The sequence below is a fragment of the Mesorhizobium sp. M0761 genome (genome assembly GCF_040320205.1).
Lineage (GTDB): Bacteria > Pseudomonadota > Alphaproteobacteria > Rhizobiales > Rhizobiaceae > Mesorhizobium.
The window spans coordinates 12320-36367 of the sequence record NZ_JAMYPF010000021.1 but is presented as its reverse complement, the minus strand read 5'-3'; the positions used below and the strand labels follow the sequence as shown (position 1 = coordinate 36367).

The following is a 24048-nucleotide window of genomic DNA, read 5'->3' as shown; positions in this document are numbered from 1 at the left end:
CCCGCCTTCGCTCCGCCTCATGTTCGCGCAGAACTGCGATGATCTGCTCTTCCGTAAATCGCTTCCGCTTCATCCGTCCGTCCTTCATTGAAGGGCCGGACTCTAATCTCAGATGGAGGAAAAACTCAGTGGCAGGTCATTGGGACTGCAACAAGAGGCATTCGCTTTTGGCTACTAGAAGCGGTAGGTGACACCTGCACCAATCAACCATGGATCGAGCGAAGCCTTCCCCGTTAGCTTCGCGCCGTCGACCGTGACGTCGAAGTCTGTGTTAAGGAAAAGCTTCTTCACGTCGAAGTTGACGCCCCAGTGCCGATCCACCAGGTAGTCGAAGCCGACCTGAAGCGCGGTGCCGAACGTGTTCTTAACCTTGAGAGCGTTGGCGCTGCCGACATCCTGATTATAGAATATCGTGTAGTTCACGCCGGCGCCGACGTAGGGCCTAAATCCGCCGAAATTGGTAAAGTGATACTGTAATGTGAGCGTAGGTGGCAGCAGCCAAACCTTGCCAATATTTTCTAGCTCGCCGATCGTACCTTGGCCCATGATGTTTGCGTAAGTGGTGCCGAGTATGAGCTCGGCGGCGATGTTGTCCGTGAAGAAATAGGAGATATCGAGTTCCGGCGTCACCGTGTTTGAGTAAGAAAGATCGGAACCGGGCACTGCATTGACGTAGCCCGCATCATGAGTCACCACCCCCAACGCACGCAGGCGGATCTGCCAAGGGCTTGGCGCTTCCGTGACGGAGGCTACCGCCTGCGGGACGCTGCCCGCTTGGGCTAGGTCCGCCGCGAGGGCCTGCTGCCCCATCACAATGAGGACAACGGCCGCTGTTACTCCCCGCGCGGCGCGCATTTGGTTTCTCGCCATGATATTGTCTCCTTGCTCTCAGAAATGATGCACTGAACTACGTAAAGTCTTGCTCGAATTGCTTGAGTTGGGGGAGCGCTCACGCGCAGTGTGCGTGGGACTGCGCACACATTTATTTGTGCCGTGCTCGCAATCATCGACCTGTACTCACTTAGAAGTAAGCGGGATGCCGAAGGCCTGCAGCTTTGCGGCCGTCTTACGCGCTTGGCCGGGGTGGGCACGGTCGTCCCGCTTCGTGGTGGCGAGCAGGATCGGCGTAGGCGGCAATGGTGGTCCGGGCCACACACTGCGTACGGATTTCCGGCCGTCTTGCCAGTCACGGGAACTCTGTCAGGGCGGTCGAAGATTGCTGTCAGCGCGTCGTGGTCCCGCTCGAATTGCGTTCCACCGAAGTGCTCCAGGGTCGCGGCCGACTGGCCGGCGGCCCAATCAAGTGCCCCTTCGCCTTCTACATCTTCGAGCCAAAGATAGGGATCATGGTCGGGAGCATTCAGCGTTGGGTGGAAACCGAACGCGGTCATGTCCGGTTAACCCGAAGAGTGATGTCGCCTGGAAAACAGGCGCAAAGTGTTCCGTCGGCCCGGGAAACCTCCGCTTTCGCAGCTGCGACCGCGTGTTCGGCGCGCATGATCACGTGATGATTTCTCCTTTGCCCGTGCCGCAGCGCGTTTTGCGGACAGCACCGCAGGAGTCGTGCCAGCTGAGAAAATCGTTTCATAACAATGCGATCACCCTGATGGCGCTATGTCTTATGTCCGACATCGTCGAAGATCCGACAAGGAATGCAGCCATGACCGCCCCTGTGCATCGCCGTCGGCGTCAACGCGGACGGCCGGCGCGAGGTACTGGGCAGGGAGATTGGCACCTCGGAGGCCGAGCCGATCTGGACAGAGTTCCTGCGCAAACTGACACGTCGCGGCCTGCGCGGCGTCAAGCTCGTCGTCTCCGATGCTCACGAAGGCCTCAAGGCGGCCGTCACCAAGGTGCTGTGCGCGACATGGCAGAGGTGCCGCGTCCACTTCATGAGGAACGTGCTGGCCCATGCCGGCAAGAGCGGCCGCAGGGTCGTCTCAGCCTTCATCGCCACCGCTTTCGCCCAGGAAACGCCCGAGGCCGCGTCCGTACAATGGCGCGCCGTCGCCGACCAGATCCGGCCGAAGGTGCCAAAGCTGGCGACAATCATGGACGACGCCGAGCCCGACGTGCTGGCCTACATGACCTTCCCCAAGGAACATCGCGCCAAGCTCCACTCGACGAATCCGATCGAACGTCTCAACGGCGAGATCAAGCGGCGCACCGAGGTCGTCGGAATCTTCCCGAACGACGATGCGATCGTGCGCTCGTCGGCGCAATCCTGCTCGAACAGAACGATGAATGGGCAGTGCAGCGGGCCAGATATATGACTCTGGAAACGATCAGCCAGATGAGCGATGATCCCCTGATCAGCCTGCCAGCCGTGGCGCGCTGATCAGCCCGGCCCATGCCGGAGAGCACGGCGACTAATGCCGCCAGCTACACCACGCCGCGGGACACGATCTCCAATTGGTGTAGTTCCCATATCGCGCATCATTGATGCGCTTAGGTCTAGGCATGCGCCCATCCGCAACCGCCTGATAAAGAGCATCGATCCTTCACCACCATTGAGAATTGCTTCCCCATGAGAGCGGCCTCTCGGCGGACATGAGTTTGCGTCACTCTTCATGATCACGGCCTCCGAGGATGTCGGGATCGAGCAAGTGCAACGGCATTTGATAGGGCGAAGGATCTGGCAGCTTTTGCAACTGCCGACCTCGATGGGAGAAGGCATATCTCAATCCGGCAGAGACACCAGTTGTGACTGTCCGTTCATGAAGGCTTCGTGCCGGTCTCCATAGAGAAGTACTCTGATGCAGAAGGTGCCCGATTTGCTATTCGGAAAAGGCGACATCGACGTGCAAATCGGGCGCCGCTGGGAGGCCCCCCCTCAATGTCGGATTTCCGACAGGAGCGCAAACCCGACAACCCATTGGTTAACAACATTTTCCTTCTCTGGCACGGCACATGCATGGGACTCTGACGAACGCATCAGCGAGACGTCTCCATGATCATGCGCACTGAAAATGCCGTCGCCGCAGTTAAAACCGCGCTCTCGCCTGCCATCAAGCCGCCCCAAGGCCGGCGCGTCATGGTTGAGGCGGACGATTGCGCCGACTTCAGACACCTCGATGGGCTGCGTCTCGCGTGACGGCAACGTCGCATCCAGACGGGCGGATAAGAAATACATCGTTGCCCCACGTCGCCGGCCTGACGCCTCGATTGTCACCGCGCTGGAATGCTCCGGTCTACATTCGACGCGAACGCGCTGGACAAATTCTCGCAAACCCGGTCGGGACCGGGGCTCCGAACGTCCGCGAGGGCCAATGGTTATGAGCGATATTCGCCGAGAACAAGCCACAGCGAAGACTCTATAGGAGGAAAGCAAGTGGAGTTATCTTGCGTTGGGATCGGTGCTGGCCCGTCCAATTTGAGCCTTGCGTGTCAGATACACGAGCACGTTGGGAAAGGGGCAGTGTTCCTGGATCGGCAGGCCGACTTCCGCTGGCATCCAGGCAGTGCATTCGATTCCTCGGAGCTCCAGGTCAGCCACTTCAAGGACCTGGTCACTCTAGTAAATCCGCGATCAGCCTACACTTTCGTAAACTTCCTGCACGAGAACGGGCGTCTGTATCACTTCCTGAACGCACAGTTCGAAGCCGTGCTCAGAGTGGAGTTCGAACAATACCTGAGCTGGGTCTTCCACAGGAACCCACTTGTGCGTGGCGGCGAGACAGTGCGCGAAATCCGCTTTGACGGCGAGTTTCGGGTGCGGACGGATAAGGGGGTTCTCGGCGCCAGAGACGTCGTGGTCGGCATTGGCAAGCAGGCGCAAATTCCGCCTCAGTTCCAGGGCTGGACTGGACGCAACCTGTTCCACTCATCTGTTTTGCTGCACATCCACCCTGAGGTGCGGAGAAAGCATGTCTGCGTGGTCGGCGGAGGACAATCGGGAGCCGAGGTGATGTTGCATCTTAGCGGCCTGCCGAAAGAACGGCGGCCTGCCTCGATCACTTGGGTCTCGCAGCGCGAAAACTATCTGCCTCTGGACAACAGCCCGTTCACAAACGAGTTGTTCATGCCCTGCTTTTCGGATCGTTTCGCGGCGATGAGCGAGTCGCAGCGTAAGCTGCTCCTGCGGCGTTTCGTGCTTGCCTCGGACGGCATTTCAGAAAGCACGTTGCGCGCGATCTATCAGGCGCTCTACCGCCACTCATTTTTCGAGCCAAACCGATCCGACATCACACTGCGGCCGGGCTGCACCGTCTCGCACTGCATCAACGCCGGCGCGGGTCACAGGCTGACCCTGCAGCACGGCATGGTCGAGGTCGAAGAAGTCACGGCTGACATCGTCATCCTGGCCACCGGTTACGAGAACGCGATGCCAGACTTCTTGGAACCCATCGCGCACCGGCTGGAGCATATCGACAATGAATTAGCTATTCGCGACGATTTTTCGGTGAGCTGGGACGGACCGCGTGACAGACGCATCTTCGTACAAAACGCGAGCCTCGGGCAGCGCGGCCTGGCCGATCCGAACCTAAGCCTGCTAGCCTGGCGCGCGCGCCGCATCCTCGATAGCCTTCTTGGGCGCGCGCCGTGCGCGGACCCTGAGCATCCTGGCTTCATCAGCCATACCTCGATCGAGAGCTGGCCCGCCCCCGTAGCCGAAGAAATGGGCAGCGGGATATGACTCGTAAACTTCTGATCATCGGCGGTGGCATCCTTGGATCGATGTCCGCCTGCGCTCCTGCGAAGGCCGGAGGCTTCTCCGAAATCATCGTGACCGAACAAGTTCTTGGACCAGGCGGCGCATCGCATTATTCTGGGGGCGTGCATTTACCCTACGGTTGTCAAGACCGTACCAGGTCGCACACTCGAAAGAGCGCCGTGGTCTTGGCGGCCATGGCTGGGTCGGCGGTCAGCGGATGGTGCCGGGCTTTAGCGAGGCGTGTCGCGGCCAGATCGGGTGAACCGATTGATCCGGCCCAGTTTACCGAAGCCCTGGACCCGGCTGAGAATGACATAGGCAGTCTCGCGCCGAGCTTCTGCGGACAAAATCCGTCGGAGCGGAACCCACTTAGCATCGCCGTCCCACATGCGTGGGACCGTCTCCGTGGACCGCAACTTGCCAGCGCCCGACTGCCCTAATTGGGGTCCGACCAACCAGTATTTCCAACAGGAGGCTTTTCGCATGTTGACTGATACACAAAGAGACAAGTGGCAGAAAGACGGATACGTCAGGCTCGAAAGCTTCTTTGCGCCAGCGGCTCAGGTAGATATCTCTAATTTTGTCGAAGATGTGTCACGCTGGGATGTCAGCGATGACAAATGGCTCATGTGGTTCGAGAAGACGACGGGCAATCGAAAGATCATATCCAAGATCGAGAATTTTCTCGACTTCCATGATCCATTGCGTCGTTTGCTATTAGAAGATCAGCGCATAAAGTCAGCGGTCGAAGATTTGCTTGGCGAAGATTCGCGCAGGCTCAAGGAGTTGCTTATTTTCCACTACCCCGACAGCGGCGGCTATCTCCCGCATCAGGACATTTATCACATTCCACACAAACTCCCCGACCGGATGGTCCATGCGGTGGTTGCCATAGGCATCGACGATTCCGACCCGGAAAACGGCGGGCTTTTCTTCAGCCCCGGCAACCACAAAAAGGGGGTCTTTCCCATGGATGCCGGTGGGGTGATATATCCTCAAGTCGCCGAAACGTTCTCCTGGGAACCCGTAGTATGGAAGGCTGGCGACATCTTCATCTTCGACGATTACGCACCGCACTACTCACGACCGAACAAAAGCAATCGTTCTCGGCGGACACTCTACTTGGTGTTCCAGCGTGCCTCAACCGGTGGGCCGACCCGCGCTGAATATAACGTGCTTAAGCGCGCCCTTAACCCGCCCGAGGGCAAAGTGGCCGATCTCGACAATCTCAAGCCCCCAAATGGGATCTTCTATCGCGATTGAGCTCACGCAACCAGGCGGACGCGGTCTGATTTGCAGGCTCGCGGAGCATCGGACGCTTTGGCAAGTGGATTGTGGAGGTGGTCGCAGGCGGTCTTCTGTGTGCCTACAGCCCGACTAACGACCCCCTTGGTAGCCCGCCTGCCGGCCCAGAGCTGCACTATCCTGGTCGGGCCGCCAACGGGTCGGACTGCCGTTTCTCTCCATGAAGTTCACTTGAGGCTGTTCGTTGGCAGCCGAAGGTCCGTCCCACTCTTCAACACCTTAGGTTCGTTGTCATGCGCAAATACACGTTTTCTCGAACGGAGCTGTCGCGAGCGTTCGGTATCGACACGGCCACGCTTGGAACGGGCAGCGCTCGCACGGGGTTTTCGTTCGGAAAGGTTGGACCCGGGGTCACATCCGAGCCCCATCGGCACGACGAAATCGAGGCCTTCGTGGTCCTGTCTGGTGCGGGCAAGGTCACCACCGACCTTGGGGAAATCTCGGTCGAGGCCGGCGACGTCGTTCTGTTCCATCCTTTTGAAGCGCATGTGCTGCGCAATGACGGGAACAAAGACCTGGATTTCATCGATGTCTACTGGCGAGACGGCGAGGCCGCCCTTGATGCTGCTGCAAAGACCACGGCTCCACGCGGGCCGACCTTCGTCTTCTCCGCGCCGCCAACCCCAAATGGCGATCTGCATCTCGGGCATCTTTCTGGCCCCTATTTCGGCGCTGACGTCTATACTCGTTTCCTGCGCATGAAAGGAGTCGAGGCGTATCACCTGACCGGAAGCGACGATTACCAGAGCTACGTCGCGACCCGCGCCGCTACCGATCAATGGACGCCTGCAAACGTGGCGCGCTACTACTCCGACGAGATTCGCGCCACGCTTGCACTTTTCGATTGTGACGTCCACAGCTTCCAAGCCACAATGGGCGATGACGGTTACGGCGAGTTTCAAGCCGCGTGTTTCCGGACTCTTCTGAGCAGCACGGCGGTAAATTTACGCCGAAGCCCTGCGCTTTTCGATGCTGTGACAGGCCACTATCTTTACGAGCCGGATGTTGGCGGCCTCTGCCCCAATTGCGGCGGCTCCGCCGCTGGCAACATCTGCGAGGAATGCGGTGCCCCAAACCTTTGCCACGACTTAGGTGAAGCGCGGTCACGGCAGTCTGCCGTGGCGCCGCTGGTCGGCTCCCTCCGTCGTCCGGAACTTGCCATGGACCAATGCTACGACAATATCGACCGGCATCTAAGGGCGTCGGGCGTCCCGCTACGGATCTTGGATCTCTTCGCGCGCGTACGCCAACGCGGCGACTTTTCAGTGCCCATTACCCACCCCTCGGACTGGGGCTTGCCGGCCGAGGGGCTCCCGGGGCAAGTGATCTGGGTGTGGCCGGAGATGGCATTCGGTTTTCTATACAACATCCAGGCGCTCGGCCGCTCGATGGGTCGCGACTGGAAGGCGGAGATGCCCGGCAACGACTGGCAGATTGTCCATTTCTTCGGCTTCGACAATTCGTTCTACCACGCACTACTCTACCCCGCTCTTTACGCGGAGGTCTTCTCCCACTGGACGCCACGGATCCGCTATCACGTCAACGAGTTCTACCTGCTCGACGGCAAGAAGTTCTCAACCAGCTGCCGCCATGCGGTCTGGGGCAAGGACGTTCTGAGCCCAAAGACAGTCGACGTCGTGCGCCTTCATTTGGGCCTGACACGCCCAGAAGGTGAGCGGACGGATTTCACGCTGGACGGGCTGCGCCGCACCGAGAAGGAGGTCTTCCAAGGGATTTGGCTGAACTGGCTTGATGCGTTGGACCAGGAAATCAAGCAGGATTTTGCCGGCCGTGTACCCGATGCAGGCGACTGGAGCTCAGTCGACCGCGCCTTCTTTGCTCGGATAGAGATCTATCGCGCGTCGATGGAGCGGGCATTTTCGGACGAAGGCTTCTCGGTCCGGCGCGCGGCCGCTCAGGTCTGCGATTTCGTGCGCGATTGCGTGATCTACCGTCGGGCGCGAGACTATGCGGCTGCGCGATGTTTCTATCCCGCCCGCAATCGAACTTCGCTAGCCCTTCAGACGACGGCCGCTGCGATCATGGCACCGACAGTCGCTCCGTTAATGCCCCGGTTCGCCAGAACGCTGGCGCGAGGCATCGATGGCGTCTCGACCGAAACATGGCCCCGGTCCGCCCAGCGCCTTGCGCCCGGGACGCGCTTTGATCTTGGACCCGTGTTGGTGTTCTACGCCAAATCCGGCAATCCTCATCTTGATGGCGAGGAAGCACTATGAGCTCAAAGATGCACCAGTGAGCTGTCCCAATCTCGACCAGATCTGCGCGGCAATCAAAGCCGATGATGCCAAATATCTTGACTCGCTGTCACTGGCGACCGAAGCAGCTATCAAACCGTAGAGACCAGATTAGCGGACCTGAACCAAGGCGTCGTCGACAACCCTGGCCCGCCCTTGGAGGACCGCCCAGCCGATCGCTTCCCAGCCCTTGCTGTTCGTTCCGCAAACGCCGTGTGGGCTCGACTGTGCTGACCAACCTCTTCGGCATTGGGATTTCCGTCCTCCAGCCGGTCAAGGCTGTCATGCGGTTCGACCCGCTTGGTCAACCTGGCGAACCCTGGATCGTGCGCCGATCACTACTGTGAATGCGAATGCCTGCGTGATGCTATCTTCGATTCTGTTCGAGCCTGTACCGGCGCGGCTTTAAGCCGAAGAACAACTGAGCTACTGACAATCGGAATGTAGCAAAATTCTGCCCTACAAACCGGCTACTGCCCGCAATTAGCATTCACGGTGGCTATGGTGCACAAGCTGCCAAACAGACCCGCGCAACCAGAGCCCGTCGCCTCAGGCGAGGGCCGCCGCAAGCGCTCGAGAGACATCCAGTATTCAGGGCCGGCTAGACTAAGCTGTGTCTAACGACAGTAACGTGACATGGCCACAATCTTCAAGCTAAGGACCTCGTACCGCCGCTCTCCTGCGTCGGCAATGACTGCGGAGCCGATCTTCACGATCTGCCTGCGAGCCGCCTGTTTGGGCCGTCCTCGGTGGAAGATTTTTTCTCCAGCTCTTCTTGCAACCAATGGCGTTTAGTTGGTGAGCAGCCAGAGACAAAAATTGGGATCTCCCATTCAAATTGCGTCTCTCTCTCGCGCTTTCGATTGGATCAATGTTCCGCGACGATCATCTTTGTCTGGTGCCTCCTGCGCTGGTGCGGAGAGTTGAGGGGCCGCACACTGTTCCTGATCGCCGGCTGTCGGAAACGGTGTGATCGACCAATTAATTAAATTGACGGCCTGCTGAAGTACCGCCTTGGTACGAGCCCGGATGGGTGAGGCGGCGATAACATGTCCGATCCAGTCCCGGTGATCGCCTTTCCTGACGATCCGCGTCTTGGGCCCAATATAGAATTCGAGCTCGGCGACGCCCGGGACAGCAGTCGCCTGACTGTCCCCGTCGATCCAATCGAGCGTGCCATCGCGATCCGGAACTAGGATTCGCGCAGCCGCAATCTGCGAATGCCTTCTGCGCAAATCCCATTCGTCGCCGATGACAAGCTTGATGTGCTCGGTGATTAGATCGATACCATAAGCAAGTTGGATTATTTGAGGATTGGGCGTACCGGGCATACGCGGGTTGACTTCAATGACGACTGGCCCACACTTCGTCCACCGGAGTTCAATGTTGGTTGGTCCCCAGCCAAGGCCGAGAGCTCGCAAACAGTTTTGCGAAACATCTATGATGCGCTCATGCTCATCGTTTGTCAGCGGGGCCGGTAGAGTAAATTCACGAAAGACGAAATACGGCGGGGGGCCGAACTCTCCTGCTGAAATCCCAATGACCTCATTTCCCATTATGTCGGCGCAATAGTAGGAGCCTTGTGCGAATTCTTCGACCAGTATCCTCGGTGACGACCGCCATATGTGCTTCCCACCCAACAAATAGGTCGCATGTTCGGCCACCTCATCGATGTCGCGGCACAATCGGACACCACTGCTGCCGACTCCTGCGGCCGGCTTGAGAACCACCGGAAAGCCGATCTCCCCGGCAGCGCGTGTTATGTCCCCCGCATTGGTTGCCAAGCGATAGGACGGCACTGGAACGCCGGCCTCCCTGAGGAACTCACGTTGAACGAATTTGTTGCAACATCGTTCAATAGACGTAGGGTCTGGCCCCGGTAGATCGAAATAGCGGCAGAGCTTGCCAACTGTCGCATAGACCGACTCATTGGCGCACGTAATACCAGCAATGCCACAGGTCGCACGAAGCCGGGAACATTCGTCGGTCAAGGCATCCAGGTCGGCTGTATCGACACGGATTGCCCCGCCCTCTTCCCTCGCAATGTAGTCATGCTGAGCTGGATCAGCCGATAGGGTAATCGGATGAAGGCCAAGACGCTGGGCTGCCTGGATGTATAACAGACCAGTCCTCGAACCTTCAACCAGGATAAGTACTCTTTTGGTCATTGGTTTTTGATCGCGAGTTTCATGCCGTGTCTCAGTCCGAAGCGTAAATTGGAGTCAGCATTGTTGATGCGCCTAATCTCAGACCCATCGTGATTATCATGGGTCGACGATTTGCGGTCGTGAAGTTGTATGAATGATTTGTAAATGGCTGTTAATGCAGTCCGCTGGATGCTCGGCGAAAGCGGTGGAGGCTAAGAGTGTTGGCCGCTGTCGCCGGCATGGGCAAGTACGTTCCTCACCAAGTGGATGCGATAGCGCTGCCATGTGGCCGACAAAACCTTGGTGCGCCGCGTTGTTGCCTTCATGGGCATTGGAGATGCCGAGTCGCAAGGCCGCAACGGGTCAGCTTGCGCAGGAACTCCGTCCAATTGGCTCGCCCTCAGACGAGACGTGCCAATCTCTATCCCCAGTACCTCGCGTCGTCCGTCCGCGTGACGCCGACGGCATGACGACGGCGACCGAGACGATCGGCCCACCGCGGCGGACCTTCGGGCAAGTGGCGTCAACCCACAGGTATGGCCAATCGCCCTCGATCGACCGCTCGAGCAAAGGCCCCACGTTGCCCTCGATCTCCTCGCAGCCGCAATACCAGGACATTGGAGATGCCGCTCATCCCTTGGCCGTCAATCGCCGGATGGGCTTGAATATAGCTTCCTGGATGACGGCGGTCACCGCGGCGGCGGGGCGAGGAAACCCGGGGAATACTTCCTTCCTGAGCTTCGGATGCGCAGCTCGACGGCGCCGGAGCGCGCCTCCTTGTCGCGTCGCGACGTTGGGTTGGGCCGGGCGCAGCGGGTTCTTCTCGCTATGGCGGGGCCGATGGCTGCGCCCACCTCCATTTCCATTGCCGTTCAGCGGCAAAGCCGATCATCTCGGCGCAGCAACTCCTGATCCCTTTTGGGGTTGACAGCAATGCAAATGCCGGTCGGCGGCAGCGTCCGCATTCAATGAAGGGCATCAGGAGTCGTGCCAATTTGCGCTGATCAACTGAAGACAACATTTCTCTCGCATTCGGCTTCCCCTCCTCGCTGGTCCTGCGAGCCCGCAAGTCAACGGCAATCGAGTTTGTGCGCGGCGTGGGGACGCGCGCCGACAAAGACGCGGCTCCTGCTACTGGTGGCAGCCGTTTGTCAGGGTGTGCACCGCGCACAACGAAGGGACTCGAGGAGCGACCGAGCGATCAGATCGCTCGGTCGACAACGCGCAATGACCTTAAGGATGGACGTCCTGGCGGTGTCGAAGGTTCCGCAACATTCCCCTTTGTGCGTTTATCCATTGTCTGAAAGCGGACAGAACCGCGTTCGCGCAGACAAATTGAATGAGACCTCGGGAGCGAACGGTGTTGAACCTAAACTGTTTTTGGATTGGCACAGCTCATGCAGCTGTACTGTGAAGTTCATACAGCAACCGACTAGTGACGAAACATTGCGCGAGGCGATGAGCGTTGGTGGGAACTGCCCGCTTACTAGCATGCTCCAGCCTTTCGATGAAGCAGGGTAAAGCGACTATCGGCTTGCCGCTGTCGACCTTTGGCAGCGATCACTGTCGGGGCGGCAAGTTTGACCGGTGTCCCGGGTACATCGATCGGCCGCCACTCAGGAGAGCATGGGACTCGCAAATGAGGGCCCTGCTTGGCCACCGGGCTGCTCACCACGGCCCGCTGCACGGGGCTGGTGCGTAAGAACTCGAGACCTTTTGGAGAGAACCCAAATGAAGATGCTGACGATCCCGACTCTAACGCCGACCCTCTCGGGTCCGCGCCGGCCGTTGCGTTTTGGGCGCGAGTCGTTAGCCAACCTCATCGCAAAGACTTTGGACAAGTTTGCGTCGAACATTGCTGTGCGCACGAACGACAATGGCGACGTGAGTTATCGCGAGTTGGGGATCTCTGCGTCCGGCCTTTCAGAGCGCCTGAAGGCTGCTGGCGTCGGCCATGGTGATGCAGTCATTGTCAAACTTCCCCGATCTGTAGAACTGGTCGCGACCATTTTGGCTACTCAATTGCTTGGAGCAACCTTCGTTCCTGTTGATCCAGCGGAAACCGGCCAGCGATTGGACTATATCCGCCGCAACACGAAACCCAGGGCCATAGTCGATCACGATTCGAATGGTTCGATGCGCATCAAGCGCCTTTCGCGGAGTGGTGGCATCAGGTCAGGCTTCTCGGAGATCGTGTATATCATGCATACCTCCGGAACCACTGGAATCCCCAAAGGGGTACCGGTTTCCCAGGCAGCCCTTCTGAATTTGCTCGACTGGTATGTCGACATGATCGATTTCTCGGAGCGAGCTAGCATTTCGCAGCTTACGCGGCCAGCGTTCGATGTTTCCATTCCCGAATTCTTCGTACCATTCGTGACAGGCGGTGCGATAGTCTTGCCATCCACTCAACTTCAAACACAGATTATTCGGACGATTGAGTTTCTGGCCCATAGCCGCACCAACGTCGTTCAGATGGTGCCGACGCTGCTGCGACGGTTTCTTGGAACCGTTGAACGCCTGCCTCATATAGCTGAGCAATTCACCAATTTAAAATATCTGGTTTGCAATGGTGAGTCCTTGCCAGACTCTGTAAGACGGCGATTCTATTCGTGCTTTCCCAATGCCATTCTAATAAATAGCTATGGTCCTACCGAGTGCTGTGTTGCCGTTAGTTACCACTATTGCCATCGAGGAGATGAAGCCAGCCCGATGTTCATCGGAATGCCAGCGTGCAACGTCGATTTCTTTGTTGTCGATGAGAACGGGTCCAATGTTGGCCTTGAGGCCGAGGGCGAGCTCTGGGTGGGAGGCGTGCAGACCTCTCATCGCTATGTCGCTGATGAAGCACAATCGAAACTGCGCTTCGCGCGATGCATAACAGACAATGGTGAGCAAGTTTTGTACAGCACTGGTGACTACGTCATGGCATCGGCAGAACACGGTCTGCGGTTTCTCGGAAGAAAGGATGAGCAAATAAAATTTCGCGGAACCCGACTGGAAAAAGGGGAAATTACTAGCGCGATCGACAAGACGGGTGCTTGCAGAGACTCAGCGGTGGTCGTGGTAAATGGAGACGACGACGCGAACCAGGAGTTGGTTTGCTTAGTAACGCCCGCGACCGCCGACGTGGATGAAGTTCAGCGGCGGCTGTCTTGTGCGCTGCCGAAGGATCGTGTTCCTCGACTTGTCGTGCCTATCGTCGAGCTTCCCTTTACCGTCAATGGAAAACTCGATCAGCGCGCGCTCGAGAGAGCAGCCAAGGAAGCGCTTGGGGCGAACACTAGGCCTGCTGCAGCTCACCCCCAGGCCGGACAGGGGACGGGGTCACCTTTGGATTATCTACTGGAGGCGGTGCGCGCTGTCACCGAACGACCGGCTTTGCCCAACTGCGCAGCCCGAGAACATGATATTGATTCCCTGCACTTCCTCGACATACAGCTCATACTGGCACAAAGCGGTCTCATGTTCAGCGAGGACGTCTATCAAGCGCAAGGCCTGTCGCTCGAGGAGTGGGCTAGGCGAATTCGACCGATCGACCGCACCGGATTTCAAGCGGGCGATACTGCCGCGTGCGGGCAAGCTTCCGGATTTGGAAACGAGCTCGCGCAAATTGTTGAATACGTCGAATCGCGAGCGCCCAGCACCATTGTCCTGCACTCATCTCTGGTGGCGCTGAGGAACGTAAGTGCGGATGAGGTAACGTCCACTCTTCTGAAAGCATTAGTGCGCGTCTCCGCTTCCTCCACAGTTATTCTCCCAGCGTTCACCTTGAGCTACTGCGCCACCGGGCATTTTCACTGGACGGAGACGAAGTCCGAGACAGGCGTATTGGCCGATCTAGTGTTGAGACAGCTTCCCTCGAGGCGCACCAAACATCCCGCCTATTCGATGGTCGTTATCGGCCCGGGAACGGAACGATTGTGCCAGACAGATTGGTGGCAGGGCAGCCCGTTTGGCGACGACTCGATATTTGGCGAGATCAGCCGCTCAGATGGTTTGATTATCGGCTTGGGCACATCAAGCTTTACACATGTGCATAGGTGCGAGCTGTTAGCGGACGTACCTTACAGCAAGACAATTGACATATGGGGGGTCGCTGACTTCGGAGAAGGTCCGGTGGATCTCTCGACATCGGTTTATGCTCGCGACGTTAAGGGTCGACCCGAGTATTCTTTTTTGGCACACGATACTGAGCGCGACGTTCGCGAAATGAGAGATGTGCTGCGGCAGTTCCCAATAGGCGGGACCCACGCGATGTTGGTGGACGCAAGAGAGATGGAGGCCAAGCTGGTTCCCGTCATGCGGGCCGAGCCATATGGCTTTTTGGACGAGAGAGCCAGAGCCGAGGCGCAACACGCATATCCGAGCGAAGAAGAGCAGGCCGACCCAGGCTTTCAAGTTTCGACGGCACTTGATGATCTCAGCCCGAGTCCGGGAGTTGAGATATGACCCCCGGAAAGCAAGGTTTCTTCAGCCCACCTAGCTCAAGTCAGGAAACGTTTGATGCGACTCGATCGGATTGCGATTTGCCGACGGTAGTTCATGCGTTTGCGGACGACCGCTTCGCCGGCAATCCGGCGGCAGTCGTGCTCTATGAGAAATATCCCGCAACGGCCGAGTGCCTCCGGCTGGCGCAACGGTTTCGCCAGCCTGTCACCGTCCTTCTTCGCCCGTTGGAAGTTGCAGGTCATTTCGAAATTCGCTGGTTCACGCAGAACGCCGAACTGGATCTCTGCGGGCATGGAACGCTGGCGGCGACATACTGGCTTTATTTTTTCGCCCACTACGGCCGGCACCTTCGAGTGTCCTATCAGTCGCAAAGCGGCCTTCTCCACGGTTGGCTGGAGGGGGACGTTGTGCAAGTCGCGCTTCCGGCAATCGACACGGCTGCGGCAAATTCCACGGAATACGAAACGATCGAACGGTGCATGGGCCTGCCGATCAAGGAAGTTCGGAAGGCGTATGATGATTTCGTTGTCGTCGTCGGCGACGAACGTCTCGTTCTTGACTATGAGCCGAATTTTCGGACCATAGCAGAGATCGATTGCCGCGGTCTCGTTCTCACGGCTCTTGTTGATCCAAAAGGAGCACTCGCCGAGTTTGATATCGTGTCAAGGTTCTTTTCGCCGAGGATCGCTATCAATGAGGATCAGGTCTGCGTGTCCGCGCACTGCAAGCTCTATCCCTATTGGGCAAGGGTCCTGGGGAGGACGGAGCTGCGTGCGCTGCAGGCATCTGAGAGTGGAGGAGTGTTGCAACTCTCATCATCCGATGGTCGTGTGATCGTCGCAGGAAAAGCCAAGCTAGGGAACGAAGGCCCGCTGGATGATCACCACGGATTGCCGTTTGCGTGGAAACGTTGGCCACGAAGTTTGCAATGGCGCTAATAGCAGGTGCCGTGAGGCTTATCCGAAATAGTCGCCGTGTGCTCCGGCTAGACTAGTTTCCGCCCATAAACGCCAACATATTGATATTCTTGCGTGAATCGGCATTTTGCGCAGGCAAGGCCCGGCCGTTTCAGGTACACTTTGGTCTCATGCCACTGATTCCAAAGCACAATCTGCAACCGCCGGAGCCGACAATGCGCCAAGAACGCACCGTCCAAGCCAGCATATTCGATCTTTTTGCCGCGCACGAGATCGGCCACGAACTGAAGGCGATGTCGCAGTGGCTGGACGAGCACCCCGACCTGCTTGGCTTGGTGGCGCGAGACCTGGTTCGGAGCAGCGTCAGGGCCACCGGACGGCAAGGCCTACCTGCTGAAGCGGTGTTGCGCTGTGCGCTTCTCAAGCAATACCGGCAACTGAGCTATCAGGAACTGGCATTCCACCTCGAGGACTCGGCCTCATTTCGCGCCTTTGCCCGCCTGCCATGGTCGTGGAGCCCGCAGAAGTCGGTGCTGCAAAAGACGATCAGCGCGATCCGGTCCGACACCTGGGAAGAGATCAATCGGGCGCTGCTGTCGAAGGCCCGGCAGGTAAAACTGGAAGACGGTGCGGTCGTGCGGCTGGACAGCACTGTGACCTCGGCACTCATGCACGAACCGAGCGACAGCAGCCTGCTGTGGGACGCTGTGCGGGTCATGGTGCGCCTGTTGAAGCAGGCTGATGCCTTGGCCGGTGGCGCCGGCTTGGAATGGCGAAATCATTGCCGCGCGGCCAAGAAGCGCGCCCGCAAGATCCAGTTCACACGCGGCCGACCCAACCGCGTCCAACTCTACCGTGAACTGATTGCGATCGCCTGCGCGACCTTGGCCTATCTGAAGCAGGCCACGGAACGATTGGCCGTGGCGAGCACTCCGCTCATCGCACTGTGGCAGGCCCAGGTTAGTCACCATCGGCCGCTGATCGAGCAAATCATCGCCCAGAGTGAGCGACGAGTGCTGGCCGGGGACTTGGTGCCGGCCAGCGACAAGCTGGTCAGCCTGTTCGAGCCCCATGCCGATATCATCGTCAAAGGCAGCCGCGACACCGAATACGGTCACAAACTCAACCTGACCACCGGCAGGAGCGGCATGATCCTCGATCTGGTGATCGAGGCGGGCAATCCGCGCGACAGCGATCGATTGCTGCCGATGCTGGAACGCCACATCGGCATCTGGGGCCGGGCGCCGCGGCAGGCGGCGGCCGACGGCGGCTTTGCCAGTCGCGACAATCTGGCTACAGCCAAGACCTTGGGCATTCGCGACATGGCATTCCACAAGAAAGCCGGCCTCAGGATCGAGGACATGGTTAGAAGCAATTGGGTCTACCGCAAGCTGCGCAACTTCCGTGCCGGCATCGAGGCCGACATCTCGTGCCTCAAGCGTGCTTACGGCTTGGCGCGCTGCACCTGGCGCGGCCTTGATCACTTCAAGAGCTACGTCTGGTCCTCGGTCGTGGCCTACAATCTCGTCCTCTTCACACGTCTCAAACCGACCTGACGGCGAGCCATTGCGCGGGTCAGCAGCCCGCCGGCAGGCGCCGGCTACATAGCCACGACTAACTTCCGTTCGGCGAGTTCTATCTGGCGTGATCCATTGGACTTCGCGTCGGCACGGTACCGCAAACGACGTTCGTCCTGCGGCAAACCTCTGTAAATCCTGACCAAAATGGGCGTTTATGGATGGAATCTAACATTTGGTGCCCACGGTTTGACGGCGGCAATGATCTTGTCGGGGTCGGCGGTCCAACTGAAGGGCTTTGGTTGCTGGTTGTGCTCTTCGAGGAAGCGGTTGATTGCGGCCTGGAGGTCGACGAAGGAGTGGAAGACGCCGCGCCTGAGGCGACGCTTCGACAGCTTGGCAAAGAAGCCCTCGACCGCTTTGAGCCACGAGCACGATGTCGGCGTAAACTGGAAAGTGAAGCGCTGACGGCGATCGAGCCAGGCCCGCACCTTGGGATACTTGTGAGCGGCGTAGTTGTTGAGGATACGTGGACGGCATTGCTGGCCGGAACATGCGCCTCGATGGCGTTGAGGAAGCGGATGAACTCCTGATGGCGATGCCACTGCACGTTCCTGCCGATAATGGTGCCGTCGAGCACGTTGAGAGCGGCAAACAGGGTGGTCGTGCCATTGCGCTTGTAGTCGTGGGTCAGCCGAGGCTTCCTTTTTTCATCGGCAGGCCCGGCTGGGTGCGGTCAAGCGCCTGGATCTGCTCTTCTCGTCGACCGACAGCACGATGGCGTGAGCAGGCGGATCGACATAGAGGCCGACGACGTCGCGCAGCTTGTCGACAATGGAGAGCTTGAACTGCCGCCAGCGATGCGGCCGCAGCCCGTGCGCCTTCCAGATGCGACGAACCGCGCTTGCGCTGATGCCAGCCGCTTGCGCCATCATGTCTGCGATCCAGTGCGTCGTCTCGCCCGGCGGGTCCTGCAACGTCAGCGCCACCACGCGCTCGGCGACTTCAGGCCCCGGTGGTGGAATGCAGGCGCTGGCGATCAATCAACGAAACGGTGAGCGATATTCTTATGCGCATGCGCCAGACTCGCATGCAAACCCGCGAAAGGAATCCCAAGCCGGACTCTTATGTCAGCGAGAACCACTAGTTTCCGCCCATCACTTTGAGATTGTTCGGGGACCCCTAGGTTTTTGCGCAGGCAAGGTCCGGCGGCTTCAGGTACACTTTGGCCTCATGGCGCCGAGTCCAAAGCACAATCCGGCACCGCCGGAGCCGACAAGGCGCCGAGAACGCACCGTCCAAGCCAGCATATTCGATCTTTTTCGCCACGCACGAGATCGGCCATGAGTTGAAGGCGGTCTAGTGGCTAGATGAGCACTATGATCTGCTTGGCTTGGCGTGAGACTTGGTTCGGTGCGGCGTCAAGACCCCGGGGGCAAAGCGGTGCTGCGCTGTGCGTTTCTCGAGCAACACCGCATTCCAACCTCGAAGACTAGCCTCATTTCGCGCCTTTGCCCGCCTGCCGCGGTCCCTGGAGCCCGCAGAAGTCGGTGCTGCAAAAGACGATCAGCGCAATTCGGCCAGAGACCTGGGAAGAGATCAACCAAGCGCTGCCGTCGAACCCCAACTAAAACTGAAAAACGGTGCGGTCGTGCGGCTGGACAGCATTGTGGCCCCGGCGCAGTCCGGACGTTGCTTGGCCAGGACGATCTGTCGAGCATGGCACGTTACATGTGGAACAATGCCATCGGTACAGCGAACTCGCTTGACCATCTCCGTCTTGTTCGTGGCTGGTCAGCCTGAGGTCTTTCGCCACTATCGGCCCAACGCTAAGGCAAGCGGCTGACGGCTTCTCGAGCGGTCGAGCGCCGGGCGATGGCGCGGTCAGATCCGGGCTGCCGGCTTGTCGTTAGACCGGAACAAGCGGTCGGTGATTGTTAGTTGCACGTCGCTTTCATGTTGTCGACTGCGGTCGAACCGATGAATCCCACTAAGGACGCGTCGCAATGCTGTTCGTTGCACCGGCAGAGACGACGAGCATGTTAGCCGAACCTTCGCCAACTTGGTGCTGCGCAGGTGCCGCCAGAATTCAACCTACCGTCACTGCACGTGCCCGGTCAATTGCCGCCCGAGAGTCCCGCACAGGGACCCCCAGCCCGACGGCTACCGTGCCCAAATGCGGTGGGTTTCCCGGAGTTCCTTCCGCTCTCTCGGTGAGGAGCCGAGATTCTCTTGTGTCGACAGTACGACAATTTTGTTGCATAGATGACAAAATTTTCCTACAAGAAAATTAGGTCTGCCAGTGGACCGGACGCAATGAGGACTGGACTAGGGAGGACTTGATGGATGGCACGGAGAAACAGCTGCACGAGGCTGCAATCATCATTGATGCCGTATGCCCGCTTCTGGATGACCATGCACGAATTGCGGACTACCAGGCTGGCGGTCTGACTGCGATTGCGCCAACCGTGGGGTATTGGCACGGCGCCGGCGCGACGATGCGGACGATCGGATCGTGGCATAAGCTGCTGAGGGAGCGGGATGATCTCATGTTGGTCCGTGCCGCTGCCGATATTCGGAAGGCCAAGGCACTTGGGAAGACGGGCATCATCATGCACTTCCAAGGGCCGGCACCGATCGAGGACAGTCTCGACCTGATCGACGCTTTCAAAGCGCTTGGCGTTGGCATCATGCAACTCGCGTATAACGTGAAGAACTGCATCGGCGATGGCTGCGAAGAACGCACCGATGCAGGCCTGAGTCGCTTTGGATTGCAAGTAGTCGACCGGATGAACCAAGTGCGCATGATCGTCGATTGCTCGCATACCGGTATTCAGACGACGATGGACGCCATCGAGCATTCTTCTGCGCCCGTCATCATCTCGCACGCAAACGCCAAATCAGTTTATCCGTCGCCCCGCAACATTTCGGACGAGATGATCAAGGCGATCGCTGAGAGCGGCGGCACTATTGGAGTGGTGGGCTTCCCCGGTTTCGTCTCGGGCGACAAGCGTCCGACGATCGACCAGTTTATCGATCATATCGTTTACATGTGCGACCTTGTTGGTACGCAGTGCATCACTCTAGGGATCGATTACTACAGCGGGCAGTCTCCGTACATGGACGATGCCGCTTCAATAAAGGATTATCGTGGGTTCCTTGCCGAAAATATCTGGAGCGCTGACGCCTATCCCGAGCCCCCGCATTTCTATCCCGCAGGCATCGAAACGCCAAAGACCATGTTGGCCCTGACCGAAGCTCTGCTGAGGCGCGGCTTTACGGCTGACGACATTCGCAAGATCTATGGCGATAACCTGCTGCGGATCTACGAAACCATCTGGGGGGATGAAGCAAAAGAAACATGAACGAAACGGTGCATCGGGACTCATTCTTATCGAGAACAGGGGAACTGCAATGAAAAACAAAGTCAGGAAATACAAAGCTGTCGTCGGGCTTCTTGCCCTCATGATAGTCGGCCACCCGGCTTTCGCGGGCAAGGCGGACGACACGCTCAATGTTGCCTTTACCAACGAGATCGAGACGCTTGACTACTATACCGGGACCAGCCGAGAATCTCTCTCTGTCGGTCGCATCCTCTACGACGGCCTCGTGTCCAAGGATTTTAAGTCCGGAAAGTTCGTGCCCGAACTGGCCGAGTCGTACAAGTTCAACTCCGACACCCAGATCGACTTCAAAATCCGCAAGAGCGTCAAATTTCACGACGGGTCTCCGTTCACCGCCGACGATGTGGTTTTCACCCTAAACCTAGTCTCCCGCCCTGACTTCGGCGCTAAATACGCCATCGCTGTGAATTGGATCGATAAGGCTGAAAAGCTCGACAATGATACTGTCCGACTCACCATGAAGGCTCCTTATCCGTTGGCGCTGGAGATGCTCGCCGGCAACGTCCCTATTTACTCCAAGGCCTACTACGAAAAAGTCGGTGCGGCTGGCATGGCTGTCAAGCCCATCGGAACTGGTCCCTATAAACTTGTTGAACTGACGCCTGGTGTCGGAGTCAAGCTTGAGCGATTCCTAGACTACTACAAGGGCGGCCAGAAGGAACAACCGGAGATCGGCAAGATTAACTTCCGGGTCCTGCCGGAAAGCAACACCCAGTATGCCGAATTGCTGAATGGCAACATCGACTGGATCTGGCGTGTTCCCAAAGATGATATCCAGCGGCTTGCCGGTCAACCAGGCGTACACGTCGAAAGCTCGCCTGTTATGCGTTTCGACGAAATCAGCCTCGATCCCCACGTCCCCAACTCACCGCTCGCTGATGTACGCGTTCGCAAGGCCGTCAACTACGCCATCAACCGGAAAGAAATACGCAACGCATTCAAGGGAGAGACTTCTCCGATCATCAACTCGGCCTGCAATCCGGTACAGTTCGGCTGCGAGACCAACGTTACCACCTATGAGTACAATCCGGAAAAAGCAAAGCAGCTGCTCAAGGAAGCCGGATTGGAAAAGGGCATCAACCTGAGCATGGTCATCTCGCCCGAAGGCGTCTCGGTGGCAGAAGCCGTGAAGGCCAACCTCGCCGCGGTCGGGATCAACCTGAACCTCAACAATCTCCAATATGCCGCGGGCGTAGAACAGTGGCGCGCCCATAAGCAGGACATGTATTATAGTGAATGGGGTTCTTATGGCGTGGGGGATGTCGCGCTGAGCGTTGGTGACTTCTTTGCAGGCACAGGCGACGACGTGGTGAACGACCCTGAGATCGTCGCGCCTGTCGTGGAAGCCTCCAAGATCATGGATAGGGATCGCCGCAAAGCGCTTTATTCAAAGGCTCTGAAGCTGATCGCCGATCGGGCCTATTGGGTTCCACTGTGGGTGTGGAGCATGAACACTGCGATGTCGAAAGACCTCGAGCTGCACATCAATCCAGACGAGTTCATTCCGTTCTACGACGCGAAATGGAAGTGATCTCCTGCCGTCCAGTCGCCACGTGCGGCTGGACGGCATAACCTTGCAGGAGCGCACAATGTTTCATTTTGCAATGCGGCGGATACTGATGGCTTGCCTCCTCACGCTCTTTGTATCCTTAATTGCTTATTCCTTGATCTTTGCGGCTGGTGATCCTGCGGCTGCCTTAGCCGGGCAAGCTTCGACTGCGGCTGACGCCGATCGACTGCGGCATCTCTACGGTTTCGACCGGCCTATTATCGTCCAGTATGTGCATTGGCTCGGTGGAGTTCTTCGCGGAGATTTTGGAACAAGTCTCTATTTCGGGCAGCCGGTAGCCACGCTTCTCATCGATCGCTTTTCGATGACAGCCCGGCTGGGATTCTTCGCCTTGGTTCTGGCCCTGCTCATTGCTGTACCGCTGGGTGTTGTTGCAGGTCGCTGGCCCAACAGCTTTGTGGATCGGCTCGCTTTGCTCTTCGCGGTCGTTGGCCAGGCCATGCCCAGCTTCTGGTTTGCCCTTCTGCTGATCATCTTGTTCTCCGTGAAGCTGGCTATCTTGCCCGCCTCGGGCACGGCCTCATGGCAAAGCTTTATAATGCCTACCGTCGTGCTGGGCTATTTCGCCACCCCGGCAATCATGCGCTTGACGCGTTCGGGTATGATATCTGCCTTGGAGGCCGACTACATTCGAACCGCGCGCGCCATGGGCCTCTCTGAGACGCGGGTTCTTTTCGACTACGCCCTGCGTAATGCAGCGCTGCCCGTTATCAGTCTGGCGTCGGCGCAGTTCGGTTTCATGCTGGCAGGCTCTGTCGTCGTTGAAAATGTGTTCGCCATTCACGGAGCGGGCTCTCTAGCCTGGGAAAGCATATCGCGAGCCGATCTACCAACTGTCCAGGCGCTGGTGCTCTGCTTCTCGCTGTTCTATGTGGTGCTGACCCTGCTGGCCGATATGCTCAATGCTATGCTTGACCCAAGGATGCGCAGCAAATGACCGAAGCCCCAGCATATCCAGCAAGATCGGAACGGATTGCAAAAAAGAGCAACTTGCTGCGCTGTCTAAAGCACGGCGGCTTGATACTCGGGGCCTTAATCTTGTTCATCGTGGTCGTCATGGCTGTGTTTGCACCTTTGCTGGCCCCCTATGACCCGTATCTGCAATCGCTTGCAACCCGTTTTGCCCCTCCAATCTGGTTGCCGGGGGGAAGTTGGATGCACCCGCTTGGCACCGACCAGCTGGGTCGTGATTACTTGTCACGCATCATCTATGGCGCCCAAATCTCCCTGGTAATCGGCGTTGGGACCGCCGTCATCTCAGGCATAATCGGAACTACTATCGGGATTTGCGCGGGCTATTTCGGCGGTAAGGTGGACAGCGTGGCGATGTTCGTCATCACCGCTCGTCTGGCAATGCCAGTCATTCTGGTGGCGCTGGCCGTGGTGGCGCTGGTGGGATCCTCGCTTACGGTGGTCATGCTGACGCTCGGGCTCTTGCTTTGGGACCGGTTTGCGCTCGTTACGAGGGCAACGACGATTCAACTGAGGTCAACGGAATTTGTAACCGCGGCGCAGTTGCAAGGCGCCTCGGTCCTGCAGATCGTCAGGCACGAGATCCTTCCAAACCTCCTCAACAATCTGGTCGTAGTGGCTACGCTTGAAATGGCTCAGGCTATGATCCTCGAAGCTGCCCTCTCATTCCTGGGTCTCGGCGTGCCGGCGCCCCTCCCGTCATGGGGCCTGATGATTGCCGAAGGCAAAGCCTCGATCCTGTTTGAGCCTTGGCTTATCACTATACCTGGGGTGTTTCTGTTCACGCTCGTCCTTGGCACGAACCTTCTTGGCGATGGTTTGCGCGATGTGCTGTCGCCCGACGGACGCAATTGA

At 58.2% G+C, this 24048-nt stretch carries 13 protein-coding genes and 4 pseudogenes; 12 read left to right on the top strand and 5 right to left on the bottom strand.

Annotated features, from left to right (window positions below):
- Positions 1 to 174 precede the first annotated feature (174 nt).
- Positions 175 to 870: an OmpW/AlkL family protein gene (locus NKI32_RS26370; RefSeq protein ID WP_353004309.1), complete on the bottom strand. Its 696-nt coding sequence runs from the start codon at positions 868 to 870 to the stop codon at positions 175 to 177.
- 806 nt (positions 871 to 1676) lie between these two features.
- On the opposite strand from NKI32_RS26370, the pseudogene NKI32_RS26360 reads away from it, so the two are divergent.
- Positions 1677 to 2338, top strand: a pseudogene (locus NKI32_RS26360) (IS256 family transposase); the annotation flags it as partial.
- 495 nt (positions 2339 to 2833) lie between these two features.
- Here NKI32_RS26360 and NKI32_RS26355 read toward each other — a convergent pair.
- Positions 2834 to 3133: a hypothetical protein gene (locus NKI32_RS26355; protein WP_353004307.1), complete on the bottom strand. Its 300-nt coding sequence runs from the start codon at positions 3131 to 3133 to the stop codon at positions 2834 to 2836.
- Positions 3134 to 3331: 198 nt separating this feature from the next.
- Here NKI32_RS26355 and NKI32_RS26350 point away from each other — a divergent pair, with 198 nt between their 5' ends.
- The 3 genes from NKI32_RS26350 to NKI32_RS26340 all read left to right on the top strand — a co-directional run bounded on the left by NKI32_RS26350 (position 3332) and on the right by NKI32_RS26340 (position 8196).
- The gene (locus NKI32_RS26350) at positions 3332 to 4636 is read left to right on the top strand and encodes a lysine N(6)-hydroxylase/L-ornithine N(5)-oxygenase family protein (RefSeq protein WP_353004306.1); all 1305 of its coding nucleotides are present in this window, start codon (positions 3332 to 3334) and stop codon (positions 4634 to 4636) included.
- A 501-nt stretch (positions 4637 to 5137) separates the two neighbouring features.
- A complete protein-coding gene (locus tag NKI32_RS26345) occupies positions 5138 to 5917 on the top strand; it encodes a phytanoyl-CoA dioxygenase family protein (RefSeq protein ID WP_353004304.1) in 780 nt (259 codons plus the stop codon).
- A gap of 275 nt (positions 5918 to 6192) precedes the next feature.
- A complete protein-coding gene (locus NKI32_RS26340) occupies positions 6193 to 8196 on the top strand; it encodes a class I tRNA ligase family protein (RefSeq protein WP_353004303.1) in 2004 nt (667 codons plus the stop codon).
- 851 nt (positions 8197 to 9047) lie between these two features.
- On the opposite strand, the gene NKI32_RS26335 is transcribed toward NKI32_RS26340, so the two are convergent.
- Together NKI32_RS26335 and NKI32_RS31605 are read right to left on the bottom strand one after the other, a co-directional pair.
- Positions 9048 to 10382: an ATP-grasp domain-containing protein gene (locus tag NKI32_RS26335; RefSeq protein WP_353004301.1), complete on the bottom strand. Its 1335-nt coding sequence runs from the start codon at positions 10380 to 10382 to the stop codon at positions 9048 to 9050.
- Positions 10383 to 10582: 200 nt separating this feature from the next.
- Positions 10583 to 11256, bottom strand: a pseudogene (locus NKI32_RS31605) (transposase); the annotation flags it as partial.
- Between the two features lie 836 nt (positions 11257 to 12092).
- On the opposite strand from NKI32_RS31605, the gene NKI32_RS26330 reads away from it, so the two are divergent.
- The 3 genes from NKI32_RS26330 (at position 12093) to NKI32_RS26320 (ending at position 17286) form a co-directional block, all read left to right on the top strand.
- The gene (locus tag NKI32_RS26330; protein ID WP_353004299.1) at positions 12093 to 14813 is read left to right on the top strand and encodes an AMP-binding protein; all 2721 of its coding nucleotides are present in this window, start codon (positions 12093 to 12095) and stop codon (positions 14811 to 14813) included.
- Complete coding sequence (locus tag NKI32_RS26325) at positions 14810 to 15751, top strand: PhzF family phenazine biosynthesis protein (protein ID WP_353004297.1); 942 nt, start codon at positions 14810 to 14812, stop codon at positions 15749 to 15751. Before NKI32_RS26330 ends, NKI32_RS26325 begins: the two co-directional genes overlap by 4 nt.
- Positions 15752 to 15945: 194 nt before the next feature.
- The gene (locus tag NKI32_RS26320) at positions 15946 to 17286 is read left to right on the top strand and encodes an ISNCY-like element ISMesp5 family transposase (protein ID WP_353004423.1); all 1341 of its coding nucleotides are present in this window, start codon (positions 15946 to 15948) and stop codon (positions 17284 to 17286) included.
- A gap of 79 nt (positions 17287 to 17365) precedes the next feature.
- On the opposite strand, the pseudogene NKI32_RS26315 reads toward NKI32_RS26320, so the two are convergent.
- Positions 17366 to 18272: pseudogene (locus NKI32_RS26315) on the bottom strand (IS630 family transposase); the annotation flags it as partial.
- Between the two features lie 208 nt (positions 18273 to 18480).
- Between NKI32_RS26315 and NKI32_RS26310 the strand changes: the two are divergent.
- The 5 genes and pseudogenes from NKI32_RS26310 to NKI32_RS26290 all read left to right on the top strand — a co-directional run.
- Positions 18481 to 18928 (top strand): annotated as a pseudogene (locus NKI32_RS26310) (hypothetical protein); the annotation flags it as partial.
- Between the two features lie 661 nt (positions 18929 to 19589).
- Entirely contained in the window at positions 19590 to 20612 is a 1023-nt protein-coding gene (locus tag NKI32_RS26305; RefSeq protein WP_353004296.1) for a dipeptidase, read from the top strand.
- Positions 20613 to 20661: 49 nt separating this feature from the next.
- Positions 20662 to 22182: an ABC transporter substrate-binding protein gene (locus NKI32_RS26300; RefSeq protein WP_353004294.1), complete on the top strand. Its 1521-nt coding sequence runs from the start codon at positions 20662 to 20664 to the stop codon at positions 22180 to 22182.
- Positions 22183 to 22240: 58 nt separating this feature from the next.
- Complete coding sequence (locus NKI32_RS26295) at positions 22241 to 23158, top strand: ABC transporter permease (RefSeq protein ID WP_353004292.1); 918 nt, start codon at positions 22241 to 22243, stop codon at positions 23156 to 23158.
- Positions 23155 to 24048 (top strand): ABC transporter permease, encoded by an 894-nt coding sequence (locus NKI32_RS26290; protein ID WP_353004290.1) that lies wholly within the window; start codon positions 23155 to 23157, stop codon positions 24046 to 24048. Before NKI32_RS26295 ends, NKI32_RS26290 begins: the two co-directional genes overlap by 4 nt.